This is a genomic window from Roseovarius sp. (assembly GCF_965228755.1).
Lineage (GTDB): Bacteria > Pseudomonadota > Alphaproteobacteria > Rhodobacterales > Rhodobacteraceae > Roseovarius.
On sequence record NZ_CBDDIG010000008.1, the window covers coordinates 262,476 to 285,821 of the forward strand.

21 protein-coding genes are annotated in these 23,346 nt (G+C 65.9%); 15 read left to right on the forward strand and 6 right to left on the reverse strand.

Annotated elements, in window-relative coordinates:
- Positions 1-22: 22 nt before the first annotated feature.
- Positions 23-808: a hypothetical protein gene (locus ACO07J_RS15095; protein WP_422030416.1), complete on the reverse strand. Its 786-nt coding sequence runs from the start codon at positions 806-808 to the stop codon at positions 23-25.
- A gap of 319 nt (positions 809-1,127) precedes the next feature.
- The gene (locus tag ACO07J_RS15100; RefSeq protein ID WP_422030418.1) at positions 1,128-1,961 is read right to left on the reverse strand and encodes a prephenate dehydratase; all 834 of its coding nucleotides are present in this window, start codon (positions 1,959-1,961) and stop codon (positions 1,128-1,130) included.
- A 129-nt stretch (positions 1,962-2,090) separates the two neighbouring features.
- On the opposite strand from ACO07J_RS15100, the gene ACO07J_RS15105 reads away from it, so the two are divergent.
- The 6 genes from ACO07J_RS15105 to ACO07J_RS15130 all read left to right on the forward strand — a co-directional run bounded on the left by ACO07J_RS15105 (position 2,091) and on the right by ACO07J_RS15130 (position 9,836).
- The gene (locus ACO07J_RS15105) at positions 2,091-3,437 is read left to right on the forward strand and encodes a c-type cytochrome (RefSeq protein WP_422030420.1); all 1,347 of its coding nucleotides are present in this window, start codon (positions 2,091-2,093) and stop codon (positions 3,435-3,437) included.
- A 177-nt stretch (positions 3,438-3,614) separates the two neighbouring features.
- A complete protein-coding gene (locus tag ACO07J_RS15110) occupies positions 3,615-5,555 on the forward strand; it encodes an extracellular solute-binding protein (RefSeq protein WP_422030422.1) in 1,941 nt (646 codons plus the stop codon).
- Between the two features lie 51 nt (positions 5,556-5,606).
- Positions 5,607-6,689 carry a microcin C ABC transporter permease YejB gene (locus tag ACO07J_RS15115; RefSeq protein ID WP_422030424.1) on the forward strand — a complete coding sequence of 361 codons (1,083 nt, stop codon included), beginning with the start codon at positions 5,607-5,609 and terminating at the stop codon, positions 6,687-6,689.
- Between the two features lie 117 nt (positions 6,690-6,806).
- A complete protein-coding gene (locus ACO07J_RS15120) occupies positions 6,807-7,913 on the forward strand; it encodes an ABC transporter permease (RefSeq protein WP_422030895.1) in 1,107 nt (368 codons plus the stop codon).
- Positions 7,910-8,227, forward strand: a complete 318-nt coding sequence (locus tag ACO07J_RS15125) for a hypothetical protein (RefSeq protein WP_422030426.1) — start codon at positions 7,910-7,912, stop codon at positions 8,225-8,227. The genes ACO07J_RS15120 and ACO07J_RS15125 overlap by 4 nt, the downstream gene beginning before the upstream one ends.
- 1 nt (position 8,228) lies before the next feature.
- Positions 8,229-9,836, forward strand: a complete 1,608-nt coding sequence (locus ACO07J_RS15130; protein WP_422030428.1) for an ABC transporter ATP-binding protein — start codon at positions 8,229-8,231, stop codon at positions 9,834-9,836.
- A gap of 40 nt (positions 9,837-9,876) precedes the next feature.
- Here the strand turns inward: ACO07J_RS15130 and hemN are convergent, their stop codons facing one another.
- Positions 9,877-11,232 carry an oxygen-independent coproporphyrinogen III oxidase gene (gene hemN, locus ACO07J_RS15135; RefSeq protein WP_422030430.1) on the reverse strand — a complete coding sequence of 452 codons (1,356 nt, stop codon included), beginning with the start codon at positions 11,230-11,232 and terminating at the stop codon, positions 9,877-9,879.
- Positions 11,233-11,304: 72 nt separating this feature from the next.
- On the opposite strand from hemN, the gene fnrL reads away from it, so the two are divergent.
- Complete coding sequence (gene fnrL / locus ACO07J_RS15140) at positions 11,305-12,051, forward strand: transcriptional regulator FnrL (RefSeq protein WP_422030432.1); 747 nt, start codon at positions 11,305-11,307, stop codon at positions 12,049-12,051.
- Positions 12,052-12,128: 77 nt separating this feature from the next.
- Here the strand turns inward: fnrL and ACO07J_RS15145 are convergent, their stop codons facing one another.
- Positions 12,129-12,968 carry a universal stress protein gene (locus ACO07J_RS15145; protein ID WP_422030434.1) on the reverse strand — a complete coding sequence of 280 codons (840 nt, stop codon included), beginning with the start codon at positions 12,966-12,968 and terminating at the stop codon, positions 12,129-12,131.
- A 229-nt stretch (positions 12,969-13,197) separates the two neighbouring features.
- On the opposite strand from ACO07J_RS15145, the gene ccoN reads away from it, so the two are divergent.
- The 4 genes from ccoN to ccoP are packed head-to-tail and all read left to right on the forward strand — an operon-like array spanning position 13,198 to position 16,697.
- Entirely contained in the window at positions 13,198-14,805 is a 1,608-nt protein-coding gene (ccoN, locus tag ACO07J_RS15150) for a cytochrome-c oxidase, cbb3-type subunit I (RefSeq protein ID WP_422030436.1), read from the forward strand.
- A 43-nt stretch (positions 14,806-14,848) separates the two neighbouring features.
- Positions 14,849-15,619: a cytochrome-c oxidase, cbb3-type subunit II gene (ccoO, locus tag ACO07J_RS15155; RefSeq protein ID WP_422030897.1), complete on the forward strand. Its 771-nt coding sequence runs from the start codon at positions 14,849-14,851 to the stop codon at positions 15,617-15,619.
- An 11-nt stretch (positions 15,620-15,630) separates the two neighbouring features.
- Positions 15,631-15,825, forward strand: a complete 195-nt coding sequence (locus ACO07J_RS15160) for a cbb3-type cytochrome c oxidase subunit 3 (protein ID WP_422030438.1) — start codon at positions 15,631-15,633, stop codon at positions 15,823-15,825.
- A 5-nt stretch (positions 15,826-15,830) separates the two neighbouring features.
- Positions 15,831-16,697: a cytochrome-c oxidase, cbb3-type subunit III gene (gene ccoP, locus ACO07J_RS15165; RefSeq protein WP_422030440.1), complete on the forward strand. Its 867-nt coding sequence runs from the start codon at positions 15,831-15,833 to the stop codon at positions 16,695-16,697.
- A gap of 156 nt (positions 16,698-16,853) precedes the next feature.
- Here the strand turns inward: ccoP and ACO07J_RS15170 are convergent, their stop codons facing one another.
- Complete coding sequence (locus tag ACO07J_RS15170; RefSeq protein ID WP_422030442.1) at positions 16,854-17,672, reverse strand: alpha/beta fold hydrolase; 819 nt, start codon at positions 17,670-17,672, stop codon at positions 16,854-16,856.
- Between the two features lie 210 nt (positions 17,673-17,882).
- Positions 17,883-18,035 carry a hypothetical protein gene (locus ACO07J_RS15175; protein ID WP_422030444.1) on the reverse strand — a complete coding sequence of 51 codons (153 nt, stop codon included), beginning with the start codon at positions 18,033-18,035 and terminating at the stop codon, positions 17,883-17,885.
- Between the two features lie 99 nt (positions 18,036-18,134).
- On the opposite strand from ACO07J_RS15175, the gene ACO07J_RS15180 reads away from it, so the two are divergent.
- The 4 genes from ACO07J_RS15180 to ACO07J_RS15195 all read left to right on the forward strand — a co-directional run bounded on the left by ACO07J_RS15180 (position 18,135) and on the right by ACO07J_RS15195 (position 23,346).
- On the forward strand, positions 18,135-19,031 hold the full coding sequence (locus ACO07J_RS15180) for a LysR family transcriptional regulator (protein ID WP_422030446.1): 897 nt from the start codon (positions 18,135-18,137) through the stop codon (positions 19,029-19,031).
- 127 nt (positions 19,032-19,158) lie between these two features.
- Positions 19,159-20,598 (forward strand): cytochrome c oxidase accessory protein CcoG, encoded by a 1,440-nt coding sequence (ccoG, locus tag ACO07J_RS15185; RefSeq protein ID WP_422030448.1) that lies wholly within the window; start codon positions 19,159-19,161, stop codon positions 20,596-20,598.
- Complete coding sequence (locus ACO07J_RS15190) at positions 20,598-21,053, forward strand: FixH family protein (RefSeq protein WP_422030450.1); 456 nt, start codon at positions 20,598-20,600, stop codon at positions 21,051-21,053. The genes ccoG and ACO07J_RS15190 overlap by 1 nt, the downstream gene beginning before the upstream one ends.
- A 109-nt stretch (positions 21,054-21,162) precedes the next feature.
- Positions 21,163-23,346: a heavy metal translocating P-type ATPase gene (locus ACO07J_RS15195; RefSeq protein WP_422030452.1), complete on the forward strand. Its 2,184-nt coding sequence runs from the start codon at positions 21,163-21,165 to the stop codon at positions 23,344-23,346.

Sequence of the window (23,346 nt, forward strand, 5' to 3'; positions counted from 1 at the left end):
GGGGTCAAGCATGCCGGCTGGCTTATGCGATGCCGGGCTTGCGCTCTTCGTCGCTCAGTTCGGCGATGTCGGTTTGCCGCTCGCGTTCGCTGAGTTCCGCGATGTCGGTTTGACGCTCACGCTCGCTGAGTTCGGCGATATCGGTCTGCCGCTCGCGTTCGCTCAGTTCTGCGATGTCGGTTTGACGTTCGCGTTCGCTCAGTTCCGCGATGTCGGTCTGACGTTCGCGTTCGCTCAGTTCCGCGATGTCGGTCTGCCGTTCGCGGTCGCTGAGTTCTGCGATGTCGGTTTGCCGCTCGCGGTCGCTGAGTTCCGCGATGTCGGTTTGACGTTCGCGGTCGCTGAGTTCTGCGATGTCGGTTTGACGTTCGCGTTCGCTCAGTTCCGCGATGTCGGTCTGCCGTTCGCGGTCGCTGAGTTCGGCGATGTCGGTTTGCCGCTCGCGGTCGCTGAGTTCCGCGATGTCGGTTTGACGTTCGCGGTCGCTGAGTTCTGCGATGTCGGTTTGACGTTCGCGTTCGCTCAGCTCGGCGATGTCGGTTTGACGTTCGCGTTCGCTCAGTTCCGCGATGTCGGTTTGGCGTTCGCGTTCGCTCAGTTCGGCGATATCGGTCTGCCGCTCACGCTCGCTCAGTTCGGCGATGTCGGTCTGGCGCTCACGGTCACTCAGTTCGACCAGATCGAGGTATTCCGTCTGGGCGGTTTTCAGAACGAGGCTGTGCAGCGGGGCCGGCCCCGTCGCGGAATAGGCGGCAAGAGCGGGCAGTGCGGCAGCGGTCGCGATGGCGATCAATTTAAAGCTTTTCATGGCGTCCTCCTTTGAGGTGTGTTGGTTTCCATTCACTCAGCGGCGGACTGTTCCGTCGTTGCGTGACGGTCAAATAGGGTGCGCGCCTGTGCAGTGAAACGCCGATGCCGCACGAGTTACTGTGCGCGTGTGCAGGGACAAATCGACGTGAGGGGACTTGTGCGAAAGGAACAGGTTCCTAACGTACATTAATGGCAAGCCCCTGAAACGAAACCGTTTCCCAATTGGGGGCAAGCGCCGGAACGACGGTTGCGTTTCCGGGGCGCCGGGCGGGAGAATGATCCGGCCCGGCCGGCCCTGCCGGAACGGCCCCGGCCGGCTAGTGGCGCTTGGGATCGGCGGGGTAGACGCCCAGCATGGTGATGTCGGAGGTGAAATAGTCGAGCTCTTCGAGCGCGCGCTGCACCGCCGGATCGTCGGGATGGCCCTCGATATCGGCATAGAACTGGGTGGCGGAGAAGGTGCCGCCCAGCATGTAGCTTTCCAGCTTGGTCATGTTGACGCCGTTGGTGGCGAAGCCGCCCATCGCCTTGTAGAGCGCGGCGGGGATGTTTCGGACCTGGAAGACGAAGGTGGTCATCATCCCGTCTTCGCCGCGGCGGGACCAGTCGGGCTCCTTCGCCATGACGAGGAAGCGGGTGGTGTTGTTGCCTTCGTCCTCGATCTCGCGGGCGAGCACGTCGAGGCCGTAGATTTCGCCCGCAAGCTCGCTGGCCAGGGCGGCGGTGTGGGGGTCGCCATCCTCGGCCACCTGCCGGGCGGAGCCGGCGGTGTCGGCGCCGGTGACGCGGTGGATGTTGTGTTCGCTCAGGAAGCCGCGGCACTGGCCGAGCAGCATGGTGTGGCTCATGGCGTGGGTGATGTCGGACAGCGGCGTGCCGGGGATGGCCAGAAGGTTGATGCGGACGCGCACGAAGGCCTCGCCGACGATGTAGAGGCCGGATTCGGGCAGCAGGTGATGGATGTCGGCGACGCGCCCGAAGGTGGAGTTCTCGACCGGCAGCATGGCAAGCTCGGCCACGCCCGAACGGACGGCCTCGATGGCGTCCTCGAAGGTGCGGCAGGGCATGGCCTCCATCTCGGGGTAAGTCTCGTGGCAGGCCTGGTGCGAATAGGCACCCGGCTCGCCCTGGAAGGCAATGCGTCTGGTCATTTCTTGTCCGTTTCTGTCCCTTGCCGCCGCCCGTGCGAGGTGCGGTCGTTTGGTCGCGCAAACTACACCTTGCGCCTTCGTAGTGGAAGCGGATAGATACCGCCCGAGAGATAAATGGGATCGAGGCACATGTTCGATACGATGACATTCACCAAGATCGTCGGCGGTCTCTGCGGCGCGCTGCTGATTTTCCTTTTGGGCAAGTGGGCTGCGGAACTGATCTATCACGGGCCCGGCGGCCATGGTGAGGATCACGCGCAAGGCTACGTGATCGACACCGGCAGCGAAGGCAGTGAAGGCGGCTCGGAAGGCGAGTCCGGCCCGAGCTTCGCGGAGCTTTTCGTGTCGGCCGATGCCAGCAAGGGCGAACGTGTTTTCAACAAGTGCAAGGCCTGCCACAAGCTTGAAGAGGGCGCCAACGGGACGGGCCCCTACCTGCACGGTGTGGTCGGGCGCGACGTGGGCTCGGCTGACGGGTTTTCCTATTCCGGCAACCTTGTCGCGGTGGCCGATGTGTGGACGCCGGAGAACCTGAACGCCTTCCTCGAAAGCCCTGCCGGTTTCGCGCCGGGTACGACCATGGGCTTCTCGGGCCTGGGCAGCATCGAGGATCGGGCGAACGTGATCGCCTTCCTCGACCAGACCGATGGCGACACTTACGAGATGGACGTGCCCGAGGAAGAAGCGTCGGACGAGGGGGCTGAACAGGCCTCTGCCGAGGGCGAAGCTGCCGAGGAAGGTGCCACGGACGAGGGTGCTGCCGAGGGTGAGGCTGCCGAGGAAGCGCCGGAAGAGGGTGCTTCCGAGGGTGAGGCTGCCGAGGAAGGTGCCACGGACGAGGGTGCCGCCGAGGGTGAAGCTGCCGAAGAAGGTGCCACGGACGAGGGCGCTGCCGAGGGTGGAGCTGCCGAAGAGGGTGCCGCGGACGAGGGTGCCGCCGAAGGTGAAGCTGCCGAGGAGGGTGCCACGGACGAAGGTGCTGCCGAAGGTGAGGCCGCCGAGGAGGGTGCCGCGGACGAAGGTGCCGCCGAGGGCGAAGCTGCCGAGGAGGGTGCTGCGGACGAAGGTGCTGCCGAGGAAGAGCCCGCCGAGGAAGGTGCTGCGGACGAAGCCACCGAGGAAGAGGAAGCCTCTGCCGAGGAAAGCGGGTTTGCCGCGATGGTCGCCTCGGCCGATCCCGCCGATGGCGAGAAGGTGTTCCGCAAGTGCAAGGCCTGCCACGTGGTCGAGAGCGAGCAGAACCGCGTCGGGCCGCACCTGGTTGGTCTCGTGGGCCGCGATGTCGCCAGCGTCGAGGGTTTCCGCTACTCCGAAGCCCTGCAGGCGCTTGGCGGGCAGTGGACCGAGGACCGGCTGAACGAGTGGCTGGAGGATTCCAAGGGCATGGCGCCGGGCAACAAGATGGCGTTTGCCGGTCTCAAGGACGAGGAAGACCGTGCCGCCGTGGTCGCCTATATCGAGAGCGCCTCGAACTGAACACGGCAGAAACATGCGATGAAGGCCACCGACCCGGGCGGGACGGTGGCCTTTCGCTTGTCACGCCCCATATTGGGACGAAACGGATGTATCAGCGCTTGAATGTCGCCGGTGGCCTTGATTAGCCTTGCGGCAACGACAAGCGCCAGATCGCAGATCGGCAGGAGGTACGACCAGATGATCCGATACAACAGCCGGGCCCGCGCGGCGCGCTTTACCCCCCGCGCGATGATGGCGGCCCTGACTGGGCTTTGCATCGCGGCGCTGATGGCGCAGATGGCGCTGGCGCAGGAGGACGGCGAGCAGACCATCATCAAGAGCCACGGCTATTCGTTCTTCGGCGATCTGAAATACCCCGAGGATTACGAGCATTTCGATTACGTGAACCCGGATGCGCCCAAGGGGGGCGAGATTTCCCTGGCGCTGTCAGGCAGTTTCGATTCGATGAACCCCTACACGCGGAAGGGCAAGGCCGCGGCGCTGTCGACGGTGATGTACGAAAGCCTTCTGGGGCAGGTTCTGGCGGGCAGTGGCGCCCTGCCGGCGGATGATTACGACGAGATGTACGGGCTGCTGGCGCACACGATCGAGTATCCCGAGGACAAGTCGTGGGTGATCTTCCACATGCGCCCCGAGGCGGAGTTTTCGGACGGCACGCCGGTGACCGCCCATGACGTGCTGTTCAGCCATAACCTGTTGCTGGACGAAGGGCTGAAATCCTATGCCGAGGCGGTGCGCAAGCGCATTCCCAAGGCCGAGGTGATCGACGATCACACGATCAAGTTCTACTTTGCCGACGGCATCTCGCGCCGGTCGCTGATCGACCAGGTGGGCAGCGTGCCGGTGTGGTCGCAGAAGTGGTTCGAGGAGAGCGGCGCGAAGCTGGACGAAAGCCGGCTTGAGACATCGCCGGGCTCGGGGCCCTACGTGATCGAGGATATCGACGTGAACCGCCGGGTGATCCTCAAGCGAAACCCGGATTACTGGGGCTGGGACCTGCCGATCAACAAGGGGCGGCACAATTTCGATACCATCCGGCTGGAATACTTCGCCGACAGCACCGCCGCTTTCGAGGCGTTCAAGGCGGGCGAGGTGACGTACCGGACGGAAGCCGATCCGAAGAAATGGGCCAGTGGCTATGACTTCCCGGCGCTGAACCGGGGCGACGTGGTGCGCGAGGAACTGCCGGACGGGATGCCGCCCAACATGACCGGGATCGTCTTCAACCTCGGGTCGGAGCCGCTGAAGGACAAGCGGGTGCGCGAGGCGGTGGCGCTGGCGCTGAATTTCGAGTGGACCAACAAGTCGCTGCTTTACGGTCTCTATGAACAGCAGCGGTCGTATTCCGACGGCACGGAGCTGGAGGCGACCGGCCTGCCCGAGGGTGACGAGTTGGAATTCCTGAAGTCGCTGGGCGACGTGGTGCCCGAGGAGATCTTCACCGAGGAGCCGTGGGTGCCGCACGAGTCGGACGCCGACCGGCTGAGCTCGCGCAAGAACCTGCGGCAGGCGCTGAAGCTGTTCGAGGAGGCGGGCTGGACCGTGGGCGAGGGCGGACGGCTGCGCAATGCCGAGGGCAAAACGCTGCGGCTCGATTTCCTGTTCAACGCGTCGAACGAGGCGACCAGCCGGGCGATTGCCGAGAACTTCATCGTGAACCTCAAGGCGATGGGCGTGGATGCGCGGTTCGAGTCGGTTGATTCGTCGCAATATTCCCTGCGAGAGCGGGACCGGGATTACGATCTGGTCTTCGATGGCTACCCGGCGCTGCTGGGCACCGGCACCGGGCTGGCGCAGCGGTTCGGGTCGGAAGCGGCCGAGTACAGCCTGTTCAACCCCGCCGGGCTGGCCAGCCCGCTGGTGGACCGGATCATCGAGGAATCGCTGTTGACCGAAAGCCAGGAAGAGGAAAACATGACGATCCGCGCGCTCGACCGGGCGCTCAGGCACGAGTTCATCGTCATCCCCGACGGCTACAAGCCCGATCACTGGGTCGCCTACTGGGACATGTACGAGCATCCCGAGACGCTGCCGCCCTATGCGCTGGGCACGCTGGATTTCTGGTGGTTCAACGAGGAGAAGGCCGAGGAGCTCAGGGCGTCGGGGGCGCTGCAATGACCCCACGCGGTTTCGCGGCCAACCTGACCCCGCGCCGGAGGGCTTGCTGACGTGGGTGCCTATATTCTTCGCAGGATACTGCTGATCATCCCGACGCTGTTCGGCATCATGGTGATCAACTTCGTGCTGGTGCAGTTCGTGCCCGGGGGGCCAGTCGAGCAGATCATCGCCGAGATGCAGGGCGAGGGCGACGTGTTCGGTGCCTTCGCCGGCGGGGGGGAGGACGCCACGCTGCAGCAGAGCCAGGGCGAGGGCTATATGGGGGCCCGGGGCCTTCCGCAGGAGTTCATCGACGAGCTGGAGGCGCAGTACGGGCTGGACAAGCCGCCGCTGGAGCGGTTCGTCAACATGATGTGGAACTACATGCGGTTCGACTTCGGTGAGAGCTATTTCCGCTCGATCAGCGTGACCGACCTCGTTCTGGAAAAGATGCCGGTGAGTATCTCGCTGGGGCTGTGGTCGACGATCATCGCCTATCTCATCTCGATCCCGCTGGGCATCCGCAAGGCGGTGCGCGACGGGACGAGCTTTGACAGCTGGACCAGCGGCGTGATCATCGCGGCCTATGCCATCCCCGGCTTCCTGTTCGCGGTTCTGCTGGTGGTGCTGTTCGCGGGCGGGAGCTATTGGCAGATCTTCCCGCTCAGGGGGCTGACCTCGGACAATTTCGCCGACCTCAGCGTTTTCGGGAAGATCGTCGATTACCTGTGGCACATCACCCTGCCGGTGCTGGCCACGACGATCGCGTCCTTTGCCACGCTGACGCTGCTGACGAAGAACTCGTTCCTCGACGAGATCAAGAAGCATTACGTGATGACCGCGCGGGCGAAGGGGCTTTCCGAGCGCAAGGTCCTGTACGGCCATGTCTTCCGCAACGCGATGCTGATCGTGATCGCGGGCTTCCCGGCGGTGTTCATCGGGGTGTTCTTCGGCAGCAGCCTTCTGATCGAGACGATCTTCTCGCTCGACGGGCTGGGGCGGCTGGGCTTCGAGGCGGCGCTGAGCCGGGATTACCCGGTGATGTTCGGCACGCTGTTCCTGCTCGGGCTGATCGGGCTGCTGGTGAATATCGTGAGCGACCTGTGCTATGTGCTGGTCGACCCGCGGATCGATTTCGAGACGCGGGAGGGGTGATGCGAGCGATGCGTTCTTCGCGGTGTGAAGAGGGGCGCTGCCCTACGTTGAATGCCTTGCAGGCATTCAACGCTCCCCGGGATATTTCGGGCCAGAAGAAGCGGGGGCGTGCGTGAGATGAAACTGTCGCCGCTCAACCGGCGCCGCTGGCGCAATTTCAAGCGCAACAAGCGGGCGCTGTGGTCGCTGATCATCTTCTCGGTGCTGATGGTGATCACGCTGCCGGCCGAGTTCGTGGCCAATGACCGGCCGATCCTGGTGCGCTACCAGGGCGAGTTCTATACGCCGATCTTCAATTTCTATCCCGAGACGGCCTTTGGCGGGGATTTCGCGACCGAGGCGATCTATGCCGATCCGGAGGTCGAATGCCTGATCGTGTCGGGAGGGCGCGAGGATTGCTTCGACGACCCCGAGGGGGTGATCGAGGATGCGCAGGACGGCGAGATCGGCGGCGAGGCGATCACCAGGGGCTGGACCCTGTGGCCGCCCATTCCCTACAGTTTCGACACGCCGGTCGACCGGCCCGGCGCGGCGCCGCTGCCGCCGAACGAACAGAACTGGCTTGGCACCGACGGCACCAAGCGCGACGTGCTGGCGCGGGTGATCTATGGCTTCCGGCTGTCGGTGCTGTTCACGCTGATCGTGACGTTCCTGTGCAGCGTGATTGGGATATTCGCGGGCGCGGTGCAGGGGTATTTCGGTGGGCTGACCGACCTGATCTTCCAGCGGATCATCGAGATATGGTCGGCGACGCCGCAGCTTTACGTGATCATCATCCTGTTCGCGATACTGCCACGAAGTTTCTGGCTGCTGGTGGGGATCATGGTGTTCTTTGGCTGGATGGCGCTGGTGGGGGTCGTGCGGGCCGAGTTCCTGCGGGGGCGGAACCTTGAATACGTGCGGGCGGCCAAGGCGCTGGGGGTGGGGAACCTGACGATCATGTTCCGCCACATGCTGCCCAACGCGATGGTGGCGACGCTGACGCTGTTGCCGTTCATCGTGACCGGCACGATCGGCACGCTGGCGGCACTCGACTTCCTCGGGTTCGGCCTGCCGTCGTCGGCGCCGAGCCTGGGCGAGATGACCCTGCAGGCCAAGCAGAACCTGCAGGCGCCGTGGCTGGCCTTCACGGCGTTCTTTGCCTTCGCGATCATGTTGTCGCTGCTGGTGTTCATCTTCGAGGGTGTGCGCGATGCGTTCGACCCGAGGAAGACCTTCGAATGAGTGTCGTGGTCACCTCCCCCTGGCTGGGCCGGGCCTTTGTCGCCGCGCTGGTGGTGCATGGCGCGATCGTGGCGGTGCTGGCGGGCGCGGCGCTTTGGGTGGCCCGGGTCGGCGTGGGCGCGGATTCGGCGCCGGGCGGCGTTGGTCCTGCGCTGATCGCGGTGCCGGTGCTGCTTGCGGCGCTGCCCTCGGGCGTGGCGCTGTTGTCGGCGTGGCTGTGCCGGCGCCACGGGTGGCGGCCCTCGGCCACGCATATGGCGTTGACCATCGGGGCGGCGGCGCTGCTCCCGATTCTGTACCTGGGGGCCCTCTGACATGAGCGATGCCGTTCTCGACGTGCGCGACCTGACGGTCAGTTTCCTGCAGGATGGCCGGACCATCGAGGCCGTGAAGGGCGTTTCGTTCTCGGTCGGGCGGGGCGAGACCGTGGCGCTGGTGGGCGAAAGCGGCTCGGGCAAGTCGGTGACCGCGCTGTCGACCGTGGCGCTGCTGGGCTCGTCGGCCAGAGTGGGCGGCAGCGTGACCTATGACGGGCAGGAGATGATCGGCGCGCCGGAGAAGCGGCTGCGCAAGGTGCGGGGCAACGACATCAGCTTCATCTTCCAGGAGCCGATGACGTCGCTGAACCCGCTGCACACGCTGGAAAAGCAGATCCGGGAGAGCCTGGAGCTGCACCAGGGGATCGTCGGGGACGAGGCGCGGGACCGGATTGTCGAGCTTCTCGACATGGTGGGCATTCGCAACCCGGAAAGCCGGCTGAAGGATTATCCGCACCAGTTGTCGGGCGGGCAGCGGCAGCGGGTGATGATCGCCATGGCGCTGGCCAACAAGCCCGATATCCTGATCGCCGACGAGCCGACCACGGCGCTCGACGTGACGATCCAGGCGCAGATCCTGGAACTGCTGGCGCGGATCAAGCGGGACGAGGGGATGGGCCTTCTGTTCATCACCCATGACCTGCAGATCGTCGAGCGGATCGCCGACAAGGTCTGTGTCATGAAGGATGGCGAGATCGTCGAGGCCGGGCCGACGAAGGAGATCTTCGCCAACCCGCAGCACGCCTATACGCAGAAGCTTCTGGGCGCGCGGGCCACGGGCGAGCCGGCGCCGGTGCCCGAGGGGGCGCGGACCGTCGTCGAGACCGAAGGGCTGCGGGTGTGGTTCCCGATCCAGCGGGGCCTGCTGCGGAAGACCACGGGCCATATCAAGGCGGTGAACGACGCCACCATCTGGGTGCGCGCGGGCGAGACGCTGGGGATCGTCGGCGAAAGCGGGTCGGGCAAGACGACGCTGGCGATGGCGGTGATGCGGCTGGCGGCCTCGCAGGGGAAGATCACCTTCGACGGCGAGGATGTGCATGGCTGGTCGACGCGGCAGTTGCGCAAGCGGCGGGCGGACATGCAGATCGTGTTCCAGGACCCGTTCGGCAGCCTGAGCCCGCGGATGACCTGCGAGCAGATCATCGCGGAAGGGCTGGGGGTGCATGGCAACCCCGACGGGCGGTCGCCGCGTGAGCTGGTGGCGGAGGTGATGGAGGAGGTCGACCTGAACCCCGCCACGATGGACCGCTACCCGCACGAGTTCTCGGGCGGGCAGAGGCAGCGGATCGCCATTGCAAGGGCGATGATCCTGCGGCCGAAGATGGTGGTGCTGGACGAGCCGACAAGCGCGCTCGACATGACGGTGCAGGTGCAGATCGTCGACCTGCTGCGGAAGCTGCAGGAGAAATGGGGGCTGGCCTACCTGTTCATCAGCCACGACCTGAACGTGGTGCGGGCGATGAGCCATAACGTGGCGGTGATGAAGGACGGGGATATCGTCGAGTACGGCTCGGCGCAGGAGATCTTCGACAACCCGCGCACGGCCTATGCCAGGACGCTGCTGCACGCGGCGCTGGACCTGAAGGCGTCGGTACCGGCGTAGGGCGTGAGGCCCCGGGTCGGGCCCGGGGCGTGCGGACGCCTCAGATTGCCGAGCTGTGACCGGCCTTGTCGAGATCGTAGGCGTCAAGGCTGCGGGCGACCATGCGGGTCAGCGGGCGCGCCTCGGGCGGGATGGACAGGCCGTCGGGGCCGACGCGGAGCAGGTTGTCGAAATCGCGGTTGATTCGTTCCAGCAGGGACGACAGCGCCGGGGCCGAGATGCCGAAGCGGCTTCGGATCTCAGTGGCGTCGATGCGGAACTCGCACATGAGCTGTTCGATCATCCGGCCGCGCATCCGGTCTTCGGGCGTGAAGGCGTGGCCGCGCGTGGTGGAGAAGCGCCCCTCGCGGATGGCCGCGGTGTGGGCGCCGGTGGCGGGCGCGTTCTGGGCATAGCCCTGCGGGAAACGCGAGATCGAGGAGGCGCCGACGCCGATCAGCACCTCGGCGGTGTCGTCGGTATAGCCCTGGAAGTTGCGCCGAAGGCGGCCGGTTTTACGGGCGATGGACAGGCCGTCATCCTTGGTGGCGAAGTGGTCGATGCCGATCTCGTCGTAATGATCCCACAGGAAGAGGCGGCGGGCGGTGTCGAAGAGCTCGAGCCGTTCGGCGGGGGTGGGCAGCGCGTCGGAGGGGATCATCTGCTGGCGCTTGGCCATCCACGGCACGTGGGCATAGCCGTAAAGCGCCACCCGGTCGGGGTTGAGCGAGAGCAGTTTCTGGACGCTTTCGGTGATCTTCGCGCGCGACTGGTGCGGCAGGCCGTAGAGGATATCGGCGTTCAGGCTGGCGACGCCGCGGGCGCGGATTTCATCCACTGCGTCGCGCGTGATGTCGTAGCTTTGCATCCGGCCGATGGTGGCCTGGATATCGGGGTCGAAATCCTGCACGCCGATCGAGGCGCGGGTCATCCCGGCGCGGGCCAGCGCGTCGAGCCGGGGGCCGTCGATTTCGTTCGGGTCGATCTCGACCGAGAACTCGGTGCCGTCGGCGAAGGGCGCGACCTCCCTGATGGCGCCGGCGAGGTCTTCCATCATCTGAGGCGACAGCAGCGTCGGCGTGCCGCCGCCCCAGTGCAGGCGGGACAGTTTCACGCCTTCGGGCAGGTGTTCGGCCAGCAGGCGAAGCTCGGTCTTGAGGGTTTCGAGATAGGCCGCGACGGGCTTGTCGGTTTGCGTCCCCTGCGTGCGGCAGGCGCAGAACCAGCAGAGCCGCCGGCAGAAGGGCACATGGACATATAGCGATATCCTCGCCCCCGGCGCGATGGCGCCGATCCAGCTTGCGAACCGATCCGATCCCACGTCCCGCCCGAAATGGGGGGCGGTGGGATAGCTTGTGTAGCGTGGCACCTTAGCGTCAAAAAGACCCAGTCTGCCCAGTTGAGATTTCGTAACCATGGAATTACCCTTAGAGGAGGTCAACGAGACGATCTTTGACGCAGATCAACCTTCTGGCGCGTGTGAGCACCCATGCTGAATGAAACCTTGAAAGCTGTCCCGCGGGAGTGCGGGGATTGCCCGATCAGGCATCGGGCGGTCTGTGCGCGCTGCGAGGCGGATGAGCTGGAGCAGCTCGACCGGATCAAGTATTACCGCAGCTTCGAGGCCGGCCAGACGGTGATCTGGGCCGGGGACAAGATGGATTTCGTGGGCTCGGTCGTCACCGGCATCGCCACGCTGACGCAGGCGATGGAGGACGGGCGCACGCAGATGGTTGGCCTGTTGCTGCCGAGCGATTTCGTCGGGCGGCCGGGGCGCGAGACAGCGGCTTATGACGTGGTCGCGACCACCGACATGGTGATGTGCTGTTTCCGCCGGAAGCCGTTCGAGGAGATGATGGCGGTGACGCCGCACATCGCCCAGCGGTTGCTGGAGATGACGCTCGACGAGCTGGACGCGGCGCGGGAGTGGATGCTGGTGCTGGGCCGCAAGACGGCGCGGGAGAAGATCGCCTCGCTTTTGGCGATCATCGCGCGGCGCAATGCCTCGCTGACGGTCGGCAAGACGTCGGGGCCGATGGTGTTCGACCTGCCGCTGACGCGGGAGGCGATGGCCGATTACCTCGGGCTGACGCTGGAGACGGTGAGCCGGCAGATCTCGGCGCTGCGCAAGGACGGGGTGATCGTGCTGGAAGGCAAGCGGCACGTGACGGTGCCGGACTTCAACCGCCTGATGGAAGAGGCGGGCGACGACAGCGATGGCGGATTGCTGGCCTGAACCGGGCCGCGACCGGGTTGATCCGAACAGGGTTGAACGTGGCGCCCGCCCCGGGGATTGGGGCGGGATGTGTTGCGTCAGTGGGCCATCAGCACCGGTAGCGTGGCCTCTTCCAGCATCGAGCGGGTGGCGCCGCCGAAGATCGCCTCGCGGAAGCGGGAATGGCCGTAGGCCCCCATCACCATCAGGTCGGCATCCATGTCGGTGGCGTGGCGGACGAGGATGTCCGAGACCTTGGGCAGGGTCTTCGACAGCACGTCGATCTCGACCTTCACGCCGTGGCGGGACAGGTATTGCGACAGCATGCCGCCGGGGTCCGAGCGGGTCGGCCCGTGGGTGGGCGGATCGATGATGGCGAGGTTGACGTCTTCGGCCGCCGCCAGGAGCGGCATCGCGGCGCGCACCGCCGCCAGCGCCTCGGCGCTTTCGTTCCAGGCCACGACGATCCGCCGGGGCGTGGCGACGGGCGCGGCCGAAGGCGGCACGACCAGCGCCGGCGTGCGACCGTCGAAGAGCACCGATTCGGTGGCCGGCTCGAGCTCGGCGCCGCGACCTTCGCCGTAGGGTTGCGGCAGGATCGCAAGGTCCGAGAACCGGGCCCGGGTGGCCACGTGGCGGGCGAGATCGGCAAGCTGGCAGACGCCCTTCTCGCTGGCCCAGAGGACGCCCTCGCGGCCAAGCCGCTGGCGCACCCGGGCGTCGATTTCCTCGGCTTCCTCCTGGGCACGGGTGATGGTGTCCTGCAGCACGACGGCGCTGGCGCCGGCGTAGTAATAGCCGGTCTGGCTGCGGTCGACGCCGAGGCAGAGCAGGTCGAGATGCGCGTCATGCGCGGCCGCCATGGCGATGGCGTGGTCGAGGGTTTCGTCGACCAGCGCGGTATCCGTCAGGACGGAAAACAGGCAGTTGTAGGACATATCACCTCTCCTTCACAGAGCTTTCCTGATCCGATGCTAGGGCGGACCGGGCGGCCCTGCCTTGATGCGTGTCAAATGGGCCGGACGTTTGGGGCGAATGTCGGCGGGGCAGGTTTCATTGATGTAGATCAAGGCGGGTAATCGGCGGGCGCAGCATTACGGCACCAGTACAACGCGCCTGCGCGGTGATTCCATTTCCCCGCAGACGAGGACGAAGGGACGTAGAGTTATGGCGAACTACATCAAGCTGATCGCGCTTGGCGTCATCGTGCTTCTGGCATTGATGGCGGCGAACTTTGCGCGCGATCTGGCCTATCTGGTCAATGCGCTGACCGTGGCGCTGGCCGCCGGGGGGCTGTTCATATGGGTGCTGCGAAACACCGACGAACCGGTGATCCGGCGGGACCTGTCCGGGGAATACATGGACGAGGTGATCCGCTATGGCGTGATCGCGACGGCGCTCTGGGGGGTCGTCGGTTTCCTGGTGGGGACGTTCATCGCCTTTCAGCTGGCCTTTCCGCAGCTGAACTTCGAGTGGTCGCAGGGATTGCTCAACTTCGGCCGGCTGCGGCCGCTGCATACCAGCGCGGTGATCTTCGCCTTTGGCGGCAACGCCCTGATCTGCACGTCCTTCTACGTGGTCCAGCGCACCAGCGCGGCGCGGCTTTGGGGCGGTAACCTGGCGTGGTTCGTGTTCTGGGGCTACCAGCTTGTCATCGTGCTGGCCGCGGTGGGCTACCTGCTGGGCGCGACGCAGGGCAAGGAATATGCCGAGCCGGAATGGTATGTCGACTGGTGGCTGACCGTCGTCTGGGTCGCCTACCTGCTGGTCTTCGCCGGTACGCTGATGAAGCGGAAAGAGCCGCATATCTACGTGGCGAACTGGTTCTACCTGTCGTTCATCCTGACCGTGGCGATGCTGCATATCGTCAACAACCTGAGCATCCCGGTGTCGATCTTCGGGTCGAAATCGGTGCAGGTCTTCTCGGGCGTGCAGGATGCGATGACGCAGTGGTGGTACGGTCATAACGCCGTGGGCTTCTTCCTGACCGCCGGCTTCCTGGGCATGATGTACTATTTCGTGCCGAAACAGGCCGAGCGGCCGGTCTTCAGCTACAAGCTGTCGATCGTCCACTTCTGGGCGCTGATCTTCATCTATATCTGGGCCGGCCCGCACCACCTGCACTATACCGCGCTGCCCGACTGGGCCTCGACGCTGGGCATGGTGTTCTCGGTCATCCTGTGGATGCCGTCCTGGGGTGGCATGATCAACGGCCTGATGACGCTGTCGGGCGCGTGGGACAAGCTGCGCACCGACCCGGTGATCCGGATGATGGTGATCTCGATCGGCTTCTACGGGATGTCGACCTTCGAGGGGCCGATGATGTCGATCCGCGCCGTCAACTCGCTGTCGCACTATACCGACTGGACGATCGGGCACGTGCATTCCGGCGCGCTTGGCTGGAACGGCATGATCACCTTCGGCGCGCTCTACTTCCTTGTGCCCAAGCTGTGGAACAAGGAGCGGCTTTACAGCCTGAGCATGGTGAGCTGGCACTTCTGGCTCGCGACGATCGGGATCATCCTCTACGCCGCCGCCATGTGGGTGACGGGCATCATGGAGGGCCTGATGTGGCGCGAAGTCGATGCCAACGGTTTCCTCGTGAACTCGTTCGCCGACACCGTGGCCGCCAAGTTCCCCATGTACGTGGTGCGTGGCCTGGGAGGGGTGCTCTACATCAGCGGCGCAATCATCATGTGCTACAACCTTTACATGACCATTCGGCGGAGCCCGGCCACCCAAGCGGCTGCAAGTTCCGCGGTCCCGGCTGAATAAGGAGGGCCGGACAATGGCAAACGAAACCAACAAGAAACCCCCTATGCCGGCCTCGGCCACGGGTGTCGGCGACCGGCCGAAGAAGAAGACCTTCCTCGACCGTCACCAGATCCTCGAACGGAACGTCACGCTGCTGGCGGTGCTGTCGCTGATCGTGGTGTCGATCGGCGGGATCGTCCAGATCGCCCCGCTGTTCTGGCTTGAGAACACGATCGAGGATGTGGAGGGCATGCGCCCCTATACCCCGCTCGAGATGGCCGGGCGCAACATCTACATCCGCGAAGGGTGCTACGTGTGCCACAGCCAGATGATCCGGCCGATGCGGGACGAGGTGGAGCGCTATGGCCATTACAGCCTTGCCGCGGAAAGCCAGTATGACCACCCGTTCCAGTGGGGCTCGAAGCGGACGGGGCCCGACCTTGCCCGCGTCGGCGGCCGGTACTCGGACGAGTGGCATGTCGACCACCTGCGCGACCCGCAGGCCGTGGTGCCGGAATCGGTGATGCCCAAGTACGGCTATCTCGAGGATCGGCTGATCGAGGGTGAGCATATCGGCGACGTGCTGGCTACGAACGCGATGGTGGGCGTGCCCTATACCGAGGAGATGATCGAGAACGCGCAGGCGGATTTCGTGGCGCAGACCGATCCTTTCGGTGACATCGACGGGCTGATGGAGCGCTATGGCGAGACGGTCAACGTGCGCAACTTCGACGGGGCGGCCGGCATATCCGAGGCCGACGCGCTGATCGCCTATCTGCAGATGCTGGGCACGCTGGTCGACTTCTCGACCTTCACGCCCGTGGCCAGCCGGTAAGGGAGGATATCATGGAAACCTATTCCCTGCTCCGCGAGTTCGCCGACAGCTGGATGCTTCTGTTCCTGTTCCTCTTCTTCATGGGGGTCGTTGTCTGGGTGTTCCGGCCCGGCGCCTCGAAGACCTACAGCGACACGGCCAGCATTCCCTTCCGGCATGAAGACAAGCCCGCGCCCGACAGCGCGGAGAGCGCCAAGGAGGCGTGAGGACAATGGCAAAAGAACCGCAAATCCAGGACAACGATCCGGAAACCACCGGTCACGAGTGGGACGGCATCCGCGAGTTCAACAACCCGCTGCCGCGCTGGTGGGTGTGGGTGTTCTACCTCACCATCATCTGGGGCATCTGGTACTCTGTCGCCTACCCGGCATGGCCCGGTATCAAGGAGGCCACCGCCGGCTACATGGGCTGGTCGACCCGCGCCAACGTGGCCGAGGAGATTGCCGCGGCTGAGGCGGCCAATGCCGGGATCAACGAGAAGCTGGCCTCGGTCGAGCTGGCGGCGATCCAGGGCGATGACGAGTTGCAGGGCTATGCCACCTCGGCCGGGGCCGCCGTGTTCCGCACGTGGTGCGCGCAGTGCCACGGATCGGGCGCCGCCGGGGCCAAGGGCTATCCCAACCTGCAGGACGATGCATGGCTCTGGGGCGGCACGATGGAGGAGATCCACACGACCGTCACCCACGGGATCCGCAACGAGGAAGACCCCGACGCGCGGTATTCGCAGATGCCCGCCTTTGGCGAGCTCCTCGAAAAGGAAGAGATCGGCCAGGTGGTCAACTATGTCATGGCCCTGTCGGGCCAGGAGCCACGCAATGCCGAGGCTGCCACGGCCGGGGAGCAGGTGTTCGTCGACAATTGTGCGGCCTGCCACGGCGACGACGGCACCGGCGACCGGACGCAGGGAGCGCCGAACCTGACCGACGCGATCTGGCTGTATGGCGGGGATTACGACACCCTGCACGACACCGTGACCTACAGCCGGTTCGGCGTGATGCCGCCGTGGAACCAGCGCCTCTCCGAGGCCGAGATCCGCGCCGTCACGACCTATGTCCACCAGTTGGGCGGCGGCGAGTAGGCCGCAGACGAGAAACTCGCGGGCGGAGTGAGTGCTGCCCGCGAGCCCTGGCACCGGCCGTTCCGTCCTGTTCGCGCGTTTCCTGGAACGGTCGGTGCCTTTTTACCAGAGATCGAGGTGAACGGAAGTCCGGCCGGTGGCCGGGCCTGTGCCGTTTCAGGGGTCGAGATACCCGGTGAGCGCTTGCAGCACGGCCTCGGGCGCTTCGAGCTGGGGCAGGTGGCCGATGCCGGGCAGGGTCGTGAACCCGGCCCCGGGCATCAGCCCGTGCAGGGCGCGGCCGCGGGCGAGCGGGATCCACGGATCGGCCTCGCCCCAGAGGATTTGCACCGGACAGCGGACATCACCGAACATCGGCTCGACCTCGGCGGTGAAGATTTCGTCGGCCTGGGCGAACTGCCGGTAGAAGCTGGTGCGCCCGGCCTCGTCGAGCCACGGGGCGACCAGCGCCTCGGTATCCTCGGGGGGCAGGGCCGTGACCAGCGCGCCGCCGATATAGGCGCGGACGATGGCCTCGTGGATATGCGGGGGCAGGGCGGTGAAGGCGTCGACATGGCGGCCGACATGGTCGAAGAACGCCGACCCCCAGGGCCGCATCGCCACCACGTTCATAAGAACCAGGCGGTCGAATTCCGCCCCGTGGAGGAGATGCGCGCGCAGCGTGGTCGCGCCACCGAAATCATGTGCCACCACGCGTGGACGGTCGAGGTTCCAGTGGGTCAGCATGTGGGCGAAGATCTCGCCCTGTATGTCGAGGCCGGTGGGCTGGTCGGGGCGCTTTTCGGAGCGGCCATAGCCCGGCATGTCGTACCAGTAGACGGTATGGCTGCGGGCGAGGGCGGGGATGATCCGGTGCCACGAGACGGACGACCACGGCCAGCCATGCGCGAGCACCAGCGGCGGGCCGTCGCCGGCGCTGCCCCAGGCGACGGTGCCGGCGGGGGTGTCGGCGGTGTGGGTCAGGTGCCATTCCATGAGGGGCCTTTCGGTACGGTCAAAAAAAGCCCGTGGCGCGGCGATGATGCCGGGGCCACGGGCCAGTCAGGGGAGAGACCGGGGCGTGCGGGGCGCGCGCCCCTATTCGGGATCAGCGAAGGCGGTGCGGCCGACGCCGCCCGCGCCACGGCCAGCGCTGGGTCTGGCGTTCGCGAGCGGCGAGGCCGGGGTGGAACAGGAGCGTGTCCATCAGAAGCGGCGGCCGGCGAGATGGGCCTCGATCTCGGCGTTGCGGCGGTTGTCGAAGCGTTCGCCGCGGATCCAGTGCGACGGGGCGCTCCAGTGATCGCGGGGTTCATTACGGGTGGCAGTTCTGAAAGTATTTGCGAAGATATGGAACATGGCGTTTCCTTTCTTTAGTCTGCTGCATGCCTTGGAATATGGGGTAATCCGGGTCATGATGCGACTCAGGAAAAATTGGTTTATGTAAGGTGGGATTACATGATTGACTGGATCGCCCTGCCGCCCCTTTCGGCGCTGCGCGCCTTTGCTGCCCTGGCGGAAAGCCGGTCGGTGACGAAGGCGGGCGAGCGGCTGAACGTGAGCCACGCCGCCGTCAGCCAGCAGATCCGTACGCTCGAGACGCATCTGGGCCTGTCGCTGGTCGACCGGTCGGGCCGGCGGCTGGAACTGACACCGGAGGGCGCGCAGCTGGCCGAGGCGCTGACCGAGGGGTTCGGCACGATCCATCGCACCGTCCAGCTGCTGACCGGGGCCGATGCAGCGCGGCCGCTGCAGATTTCCACGACCCAGCTTTTCGCGAGCACCTGGCTGATGCCCCGGCTGCTGGATTTCCAGACCCTGCATCCGGGCGTCGACCTGATGGTGCATCCCACTGCCGAGATCAGTGACCCGGCGCCGGGCGGGATCGACCTTTGCCTGCGGTTCGGCGACGGTAACTGGCCGGGGCTGGAGGCCGAGATGCTGGTGCCGGCGGATATCGTCATCACCGCAGCGCCGTCGCTGGTGGGGGAATGCGACGTGGTTGAGCCGGCGGACCTCTTGCGGTTTCCGTGGCTGCAGGAGCTGGGCACCAACGAATCGATGGACTGGCTGCGCTCGCACGGGGTGACGGAGGGGTGCGTGAAAAGCCTGACCCATGTGCCCGGCAACCTGATGCTGGAAGGTGCAAGGGCCGGGCAGGGGGTGATCTGCACCGCGATGTCGTCGGTCGAGGAGGACGTGCGGACCGGGCGCCTTCGCATCCTGTTCCGGGATGCGGGCGAAACGGGCTATCACGTCGTGACCCGCCCCGGCATCCTGCGCCCGCCGGCGAAGGCGTTCGTTCAGTGGCTGAGGCGGCAGGGCAAGGAGGCGGTGGCGCTGGCGGAGGTGTAGCCGGGCGGGGTGCCGTGGGCGGGAATTGATCACTTTCAGAGTCAGAAATTGATGCAGGTCAAAGCCCGGCCCCGGCCGGTCTGGGAGAAGAGTGGAAAACCCGCCACAACCAGTGGAGTGATTCCCCTTGGCAGACTCCCAGCCGAGCGCACCGCCCAGCCTTTATGCCGCGCGCGAGCCGATCTTTCCCAAACGGGTCTACGGCAAGTTCCGCAACCTGAAATGGGTGATCATGATCGTCACCCTGGGCATCTATTACCTGACCCCGTGGATTCGCTGGGATCGCGGGCCGGAACTGCCCGACCAGGCGGTCCTGGTCGATCTGGCGCATCGGCGGTTCTTTTTCTTCTGGATCGAGATCTGGCCGCACGAGTTCTATTTCGTGGCCGGCCTGCTGGTGATGGCGGGGCTGGGGCTTTTCCTGTTCACCTCGGCACTGGGCCGGGTGTGGTGCGGCTATGCCTGCCCGCAGACGGTGTGGACCGACCTTTTCATCCTTGTCGAACGCTGGATCGAGGGCGACCGCAACGCCCGCCTGCGCCTGCATCGGCAGAAGAAGCTGGACGGGCGCAAGGTGCGGCTGCGGCTGACCAAGTGGGCGGTGTGGCTGCTGATCGCGGTGGCGACCGGCGGGGCCTGGGTGTTCTATTTCACCGACGCGCCGACGCTGCTGGTCGATCTGTTCACGCTTCAGGCGCATCCGATCGCCTATACGACCATCGCCATCCTGACCGGCACCACCTTCTTCTTCGGCGGCTTCGCGCGGGAGCAGATCTGTATCTACGCCTGCCCGTGGCCGCGCATCCAGGCGGCGATGATGGACGAGGACACGCTGACCGTGGGCTACCGCGAATGGCGGGGCGAGCCGCGCAAGCATTCCGAGGCGGTGAAGGCGGGCGAGCCGCAGGGCGACTGCATCGACTGCATGGCCTGCGTGAATGTCTGCCCGATGGGGATCGACATTCGCGACGGGCAGCAGATGGAATGCATCACCTGCGCGCTGTGCATCGACGCCTGCGACGACATCATGGCCAAGATCGGCAAGCCGCGCGGGCTGATCGACTACATGGCGCTGACCGACGAGCAGCGCGAGCGCGAGGGTCAGCCGCCCAAGCCGGTGATCAAGCACATCCTGCGGCCGCGCACGATCCTTTACACGTCGCTGTGGTCGCTGGTGGGCGTGGGGCTTCTGTTCGCGCTGTTCATCCGGGCCGAAATCGATATGACCGTGGCGCCGGTGCGCAACCCGACCTTCGTGATGCTGTCGGACGGTTCGGTGCGGAATACCTACGAGGTGCGGCTGCGCAACAAGCATGGCGAAACGCGGCCATTCACCCTTTCGGTGCGGGGGGAGGAGCCGATCCGGCTGGAGCTTGAAGGGACGGAGGATACAACGGTGGACGTGGGCGCGAACGCCCAGCGGCTTCAGCGTGTCTACCTGATCGCGCCCGCCGGATCGGAGGCGGCCCAGGCCGAGCGCAGCGACGTGCGCCTGTGGGTCGAGGACGAGATCAACGGCGACCGGGTCTACAAGGACACCATCTTCAACGGAAAGGCGAACCAGTGATGGCTGAAAGACAGATCACGGGGAAACACGTGCTGATCGGCTTCGTCATGGCCTTCGGCGTGATCATCGGGGTGAACATCCTGCTGGCGGTGTCGGCGGTTCGGACCTTTCCGGGGCTGGAGGTGAAGAACTCCTACATCGCCAGCCAGACGTTCGACGATCGCAAGGCGGCGCAGGAGGCGCTGGGCTGGACGATCGGGGCGCACCACCACGAGGGTGTCCTGACCCTGTCGATCACCGACGAGACCGGCGCGCCGGTGCGCGTGGCCAAGCTGGATGCGACGGTGGGCCGGGCCACGAGCGTGGCGCAGGACGTGACGCCGGAATTCCGGTTCGACGGCAACGCCTATGTGGCGCCGGTCGAACTGGGTGGCGGCAACTGGAATATACGGATGGAGGCGATTGCCGGCGACGGCACGCCGTTTCAACAGCGCGTCGTGCTGATCAAGGACTGACGGGGATGACTGGAATATCGGCAATGCTGGTAATACGCGCTCCGGGCATGACCCGGGGCCTTGCGGCTGGCGGGGAGGGCCCGGCGCGGGGGCCGGGACGGGTGGCACCATGACCGCCACGATGCGCCCCTCCGCCTCGGCCTGTCCGGCCTGTTCGGCCGCGCCCGCCGCCGAGGCGCTCGCCCGGGCGGGGGCAGACGAGGCGCAGATCGCGCTGAGCCTGCCGACGATCCATTGTTCGGCCTGTATCACCAAGATCGAGAAGGCGCTGAACGCCGATCCGCGGGTCCATTCGGCGCGGGTGAACCTGACGCTGAAACGGGCCAGCATCGCGGCCGACGAGGACGTGACCGCGCAGGAGATGCAGGCGCTGGTCGAGGGGCTGGGTTACGAGGCACACGAGCTGGACCCCGGCACGCTGAACGCCACGGCCAATGACCGGGTCGGGCGCAACCTCTTGATGCGGCTGGCGGTTTCGGGATTCGCCTCGATGAACGTGATGCTGCTGTCGGTGTCGGTCTGGTCGGGGGCGGAGGATGCGACGCGGGACATGTTCCACTGGATCTCGGCCGCGATCGCCCTTCCGACGATTGCGTTCGCGGCCCAGCCGTTCTTTGCCAATGCCTGGGCTGCGCTGAAGAATTGGCAGCTCAACATGGACGTGCCGATCACGCTGGCGATCCTGTTGGCGGTGGTGACATCGCTGTGGGAGACGTCGCTGTCAGGGGAGCACGCCTATTTCGACGCGGCGGTGGCGCTGACGTTCTTTTTGCTGGCGGGGCGGTATCTCGATCATCGGACGCGGGCGATTGCGCGCTCGGCGGCCGAGGAGCTGACGGCGCTGGAGGTGCCGCGTGCGGTGCGGTTGAGTGACGGGGCCGAGCAGACGGTGGCGGTGGCCGAGCTCGCCGTGGGAGACATGGTGCTGGTGCGCCCCGGCGGGCGGATGCCGGTCGATGGCGAGATTGTCGAAGGCACGTCGGAGATCGACCGGTCCCTGCTGACGGGCGAGACGGTGCCGGTGTTCGCGGACACGGGGCAGGCCGTGTCGGCGGGGGAGGTGAACCTGACCGGGCCGCTGACGGTGCGGGCGACGGCGGTGGGTGGCGATACCTCGCTGCACCGGATGGCGGACCTTGTGGCCATCGCCGAGTCGGGGCGGTCGCGTTATACGTCGCTGGCCGACAAGGCGGCGAAGCTCTACGCGCCGGGGGTGCATATCCTGTCGGCCTTCGCCTTCCTCGGCTGGTACCTCTACACATTGGACGTGCGCACGGCGATCAACATCGCGGCGGCGGTGCTGATCATCACCTGCCCCTGTGCGCTGGGGCTGGCCGTGCCGGCGGTGACCACGGCGGCAAGCGGGCGTTTGTTCCGGCGCGGCATGCTGATCAAGCACGAGACGGCGCTGGAGCGGCTGGCCGAGGTCGACGCGGTGGTGTTCGACAAGACCGGGACGCTGACGGAGGGGACGCCGGAGCTGACCAATATGGCCGACCTGAAACGGGCGGATGTGGAGCTTGCGCTGGCGCTGGCACAGGGCTCGTCGCACCCGCTTGCGCAGGCGATCACGCGGGCGGCGCGGGCCGGGGGCTATGCGCCGGCGCATGTGAGCGCGATAGCCGAGGTGCCGGGCTACGGCACGCGGGCCACGGTCGACGGGCAGGAGGTGCGGCTGGGCCGGGCAAGCTGGACCGGGGCAGAGGGGCTCGCGGTGACGGCGACCTTCCTTCGGCGAGGCGATGCCGCGCCGGTGTGTTTCGTCTTTGCCGACCGGCTGCGCGCCGGGGCAGAGGCAGCCGTGGCGGAGCTGCAGGCGGCGGGCAAGCAGGTTTACCTGATATCGGGCGACACCACCGCGGCGGTCGAATCGTTGGCGCAGAGGCTGGGCATCGAACGCTGGATGGCCGAGGCGCTTCCGGCGGACAAGGCCGCGCGGGTGCGGGCGTTGACCGAAGAGGGCCGCAAGGTTCTGATGGTGGGCGACGGGCTCAACGACACCGCGGCGCTGGCGGCAGCGCATGTGTCGATATCGCCCGCCTCGGCACTGGATGCCGCGCGGGTGGCCAGCGACATCGTGCTGTTGGGTCGTGACCTTTCGCCCATCCCGGCGGCCTGTGGCACGGCGATTTCCGCGACCCGGCGGATTAGGGAGAACTTCCGCATCGCCACGGTCTACAACATCGTCGCGGTGCCACTGGCGGTGGCGGGGCTCTGCTCGCCCTTGATCGCGGCCTTGGCCATGTCGGTCTCGTCGATTACCGTTTCCCTGAACGCATTGCGCCTGAGGTAG

What these genes read in the sequence shown, in the direction of transcription:
- ACO07J_RS15095 (WP_422030416.1), bottom strand. Translation starts at nt 808, where the DNA reads ATGAAAAGCTTTAAATTGATCGCCATCGCGACCGCTGCCGCACTGCCC.
- ACO07J_RS15100 (WP_422030418.1), bottom strand. Translation starts at nt 1,961, where the DNA reads ATGACCAGACGCATTGCCTTCCAGGGCGAGCCGGGTGCCTATTCGCAC.
- ACO07J_RS15105 (WP_422030420.1), top strand. Translation starts at nt 2,091, where the DNA reads ATGTTCGATACGATGACATTCACCAAGATCGTCGGCGGTCTCTGCGGC.
- ACO07J_RS15110 (WP_422030422.1), top strand. Translation starts at nt 3,615, where the DNA reads ATGATCCGATACAACAGCCGGGCCCGCGCGGCGCGCTTTACCCCCCGC.
- ACO07J_RS15120 (WP_422030895.1), top strand. Translation starts at nt 6,807, where the DNA reads ATGAAACTGTCGCCGCTCAACCGGCGCCGCTGGCGCAATTTCAAGCGC.
- ACO07J_RS15125 (WP_422030426.1), top strand. Translation starts at nt 7,910, where the DNA reads ATGAGTGTCGTGGTCACCTCCCCCTGGCTGGGCCGGGCCTTTGTCGCC.
- ACO07J_RS15130 (WP_422030428.1), top strand. Translation starts at nt 8,229, where the DNA reads ATGAGCGATGCCGTTCTCGACGTGCGCGACCTGACGGTCAGTTTCCTG.
- hemN (WP_422030430.1), bottom strand. Translation starts at nt 11,232, where the DNA reads ATGGTTACGAAATCTCAACTGGGCAGACTGGGTCTTTTTGACGCTAAG.
- fnrL (WP_422030432.1), top strand. Translation starts at nt 11,305, where the DNA reads ATGCTGAATGAAACCTTGAAAGCTGTCCCGCGGGAGTGCGGGGATTGC.
- ACO07J_RS15145 (WP_422030434.1), bottom strand. Translation starts at nt 12,968, where the DNA reads ATGTCCTACAACTGCCTGTTTTCCGTCCTGACGGATACCGCGCTGGTC.
- ccoN (WP_422030436.1), top strand. Translation starts at nt 13,198, where the DNA reads ATGGCGAACTACATCAAGCTGATCGCGCTTGGCGTCATCGTGCTTCTG.
- ccoO (WP_422030897.1), top strand. Translation starts at nt 14,849, where the DNA reads ATGCCGGCCTCGGCCACGGGTGTCGGCGACCGGCCGAAGAAGAAGACC.
- ACO07J_RS15160 (WP_422030438.1), top strand. Translation starts at nt 15,631, where the DNA reads ATGGAAACCTATTCCCTGCTCCGCGAGTTCGCCGACAGCTGGATGCTT.
- ccoP (WP_422030440.1), top strand. Translation starts at nt 15,831, where the DNA reads ATGGCAAAAGAACCGCAAATCCAGGACAACGATCCGGAAACCACCGGT.
- ACO07J_RS15170 (WP_422030442.1), bottom strand. Translation starts at nt 17,672, where the DNA reads ATGGAATGGCACCTGACCCACACCGCCGACACCCCCGCCGGCACCGTC.
- ACO07J_RS15175 (WP_422030444.1), bottom strand. Translation starts at nt 18,035, where the DNA reads ATGTTCCATATCTTCGCAAATACTTTCAGAACTGCCACCCGTAATGAA.
- ACO07J_RS15180 (WP_422030446.1), top strand. Translation starts at nt 18,135, where the DNA reads ATGATTGACTGGATCGCCCTGCCGCCCCTTTCGGCGCTGCGCGCCTTT.
- ACO07J_RS15190 (WP_422030450.1), top strand. Translation starts at nt 20,598, where the DNA reads ATGGCTGAAAGACAGATCACGGGGAAACACGTGCTGATCGGCTTCGTC.
- ACO07J_RS15195 (WP_422030452.1), top strand. Translation starts at nt 21,163, where the DNA reads ATGACCGCCACGATGCGCCCCTCCGCCTCGGCCTGTCCGGCCTGTTCG.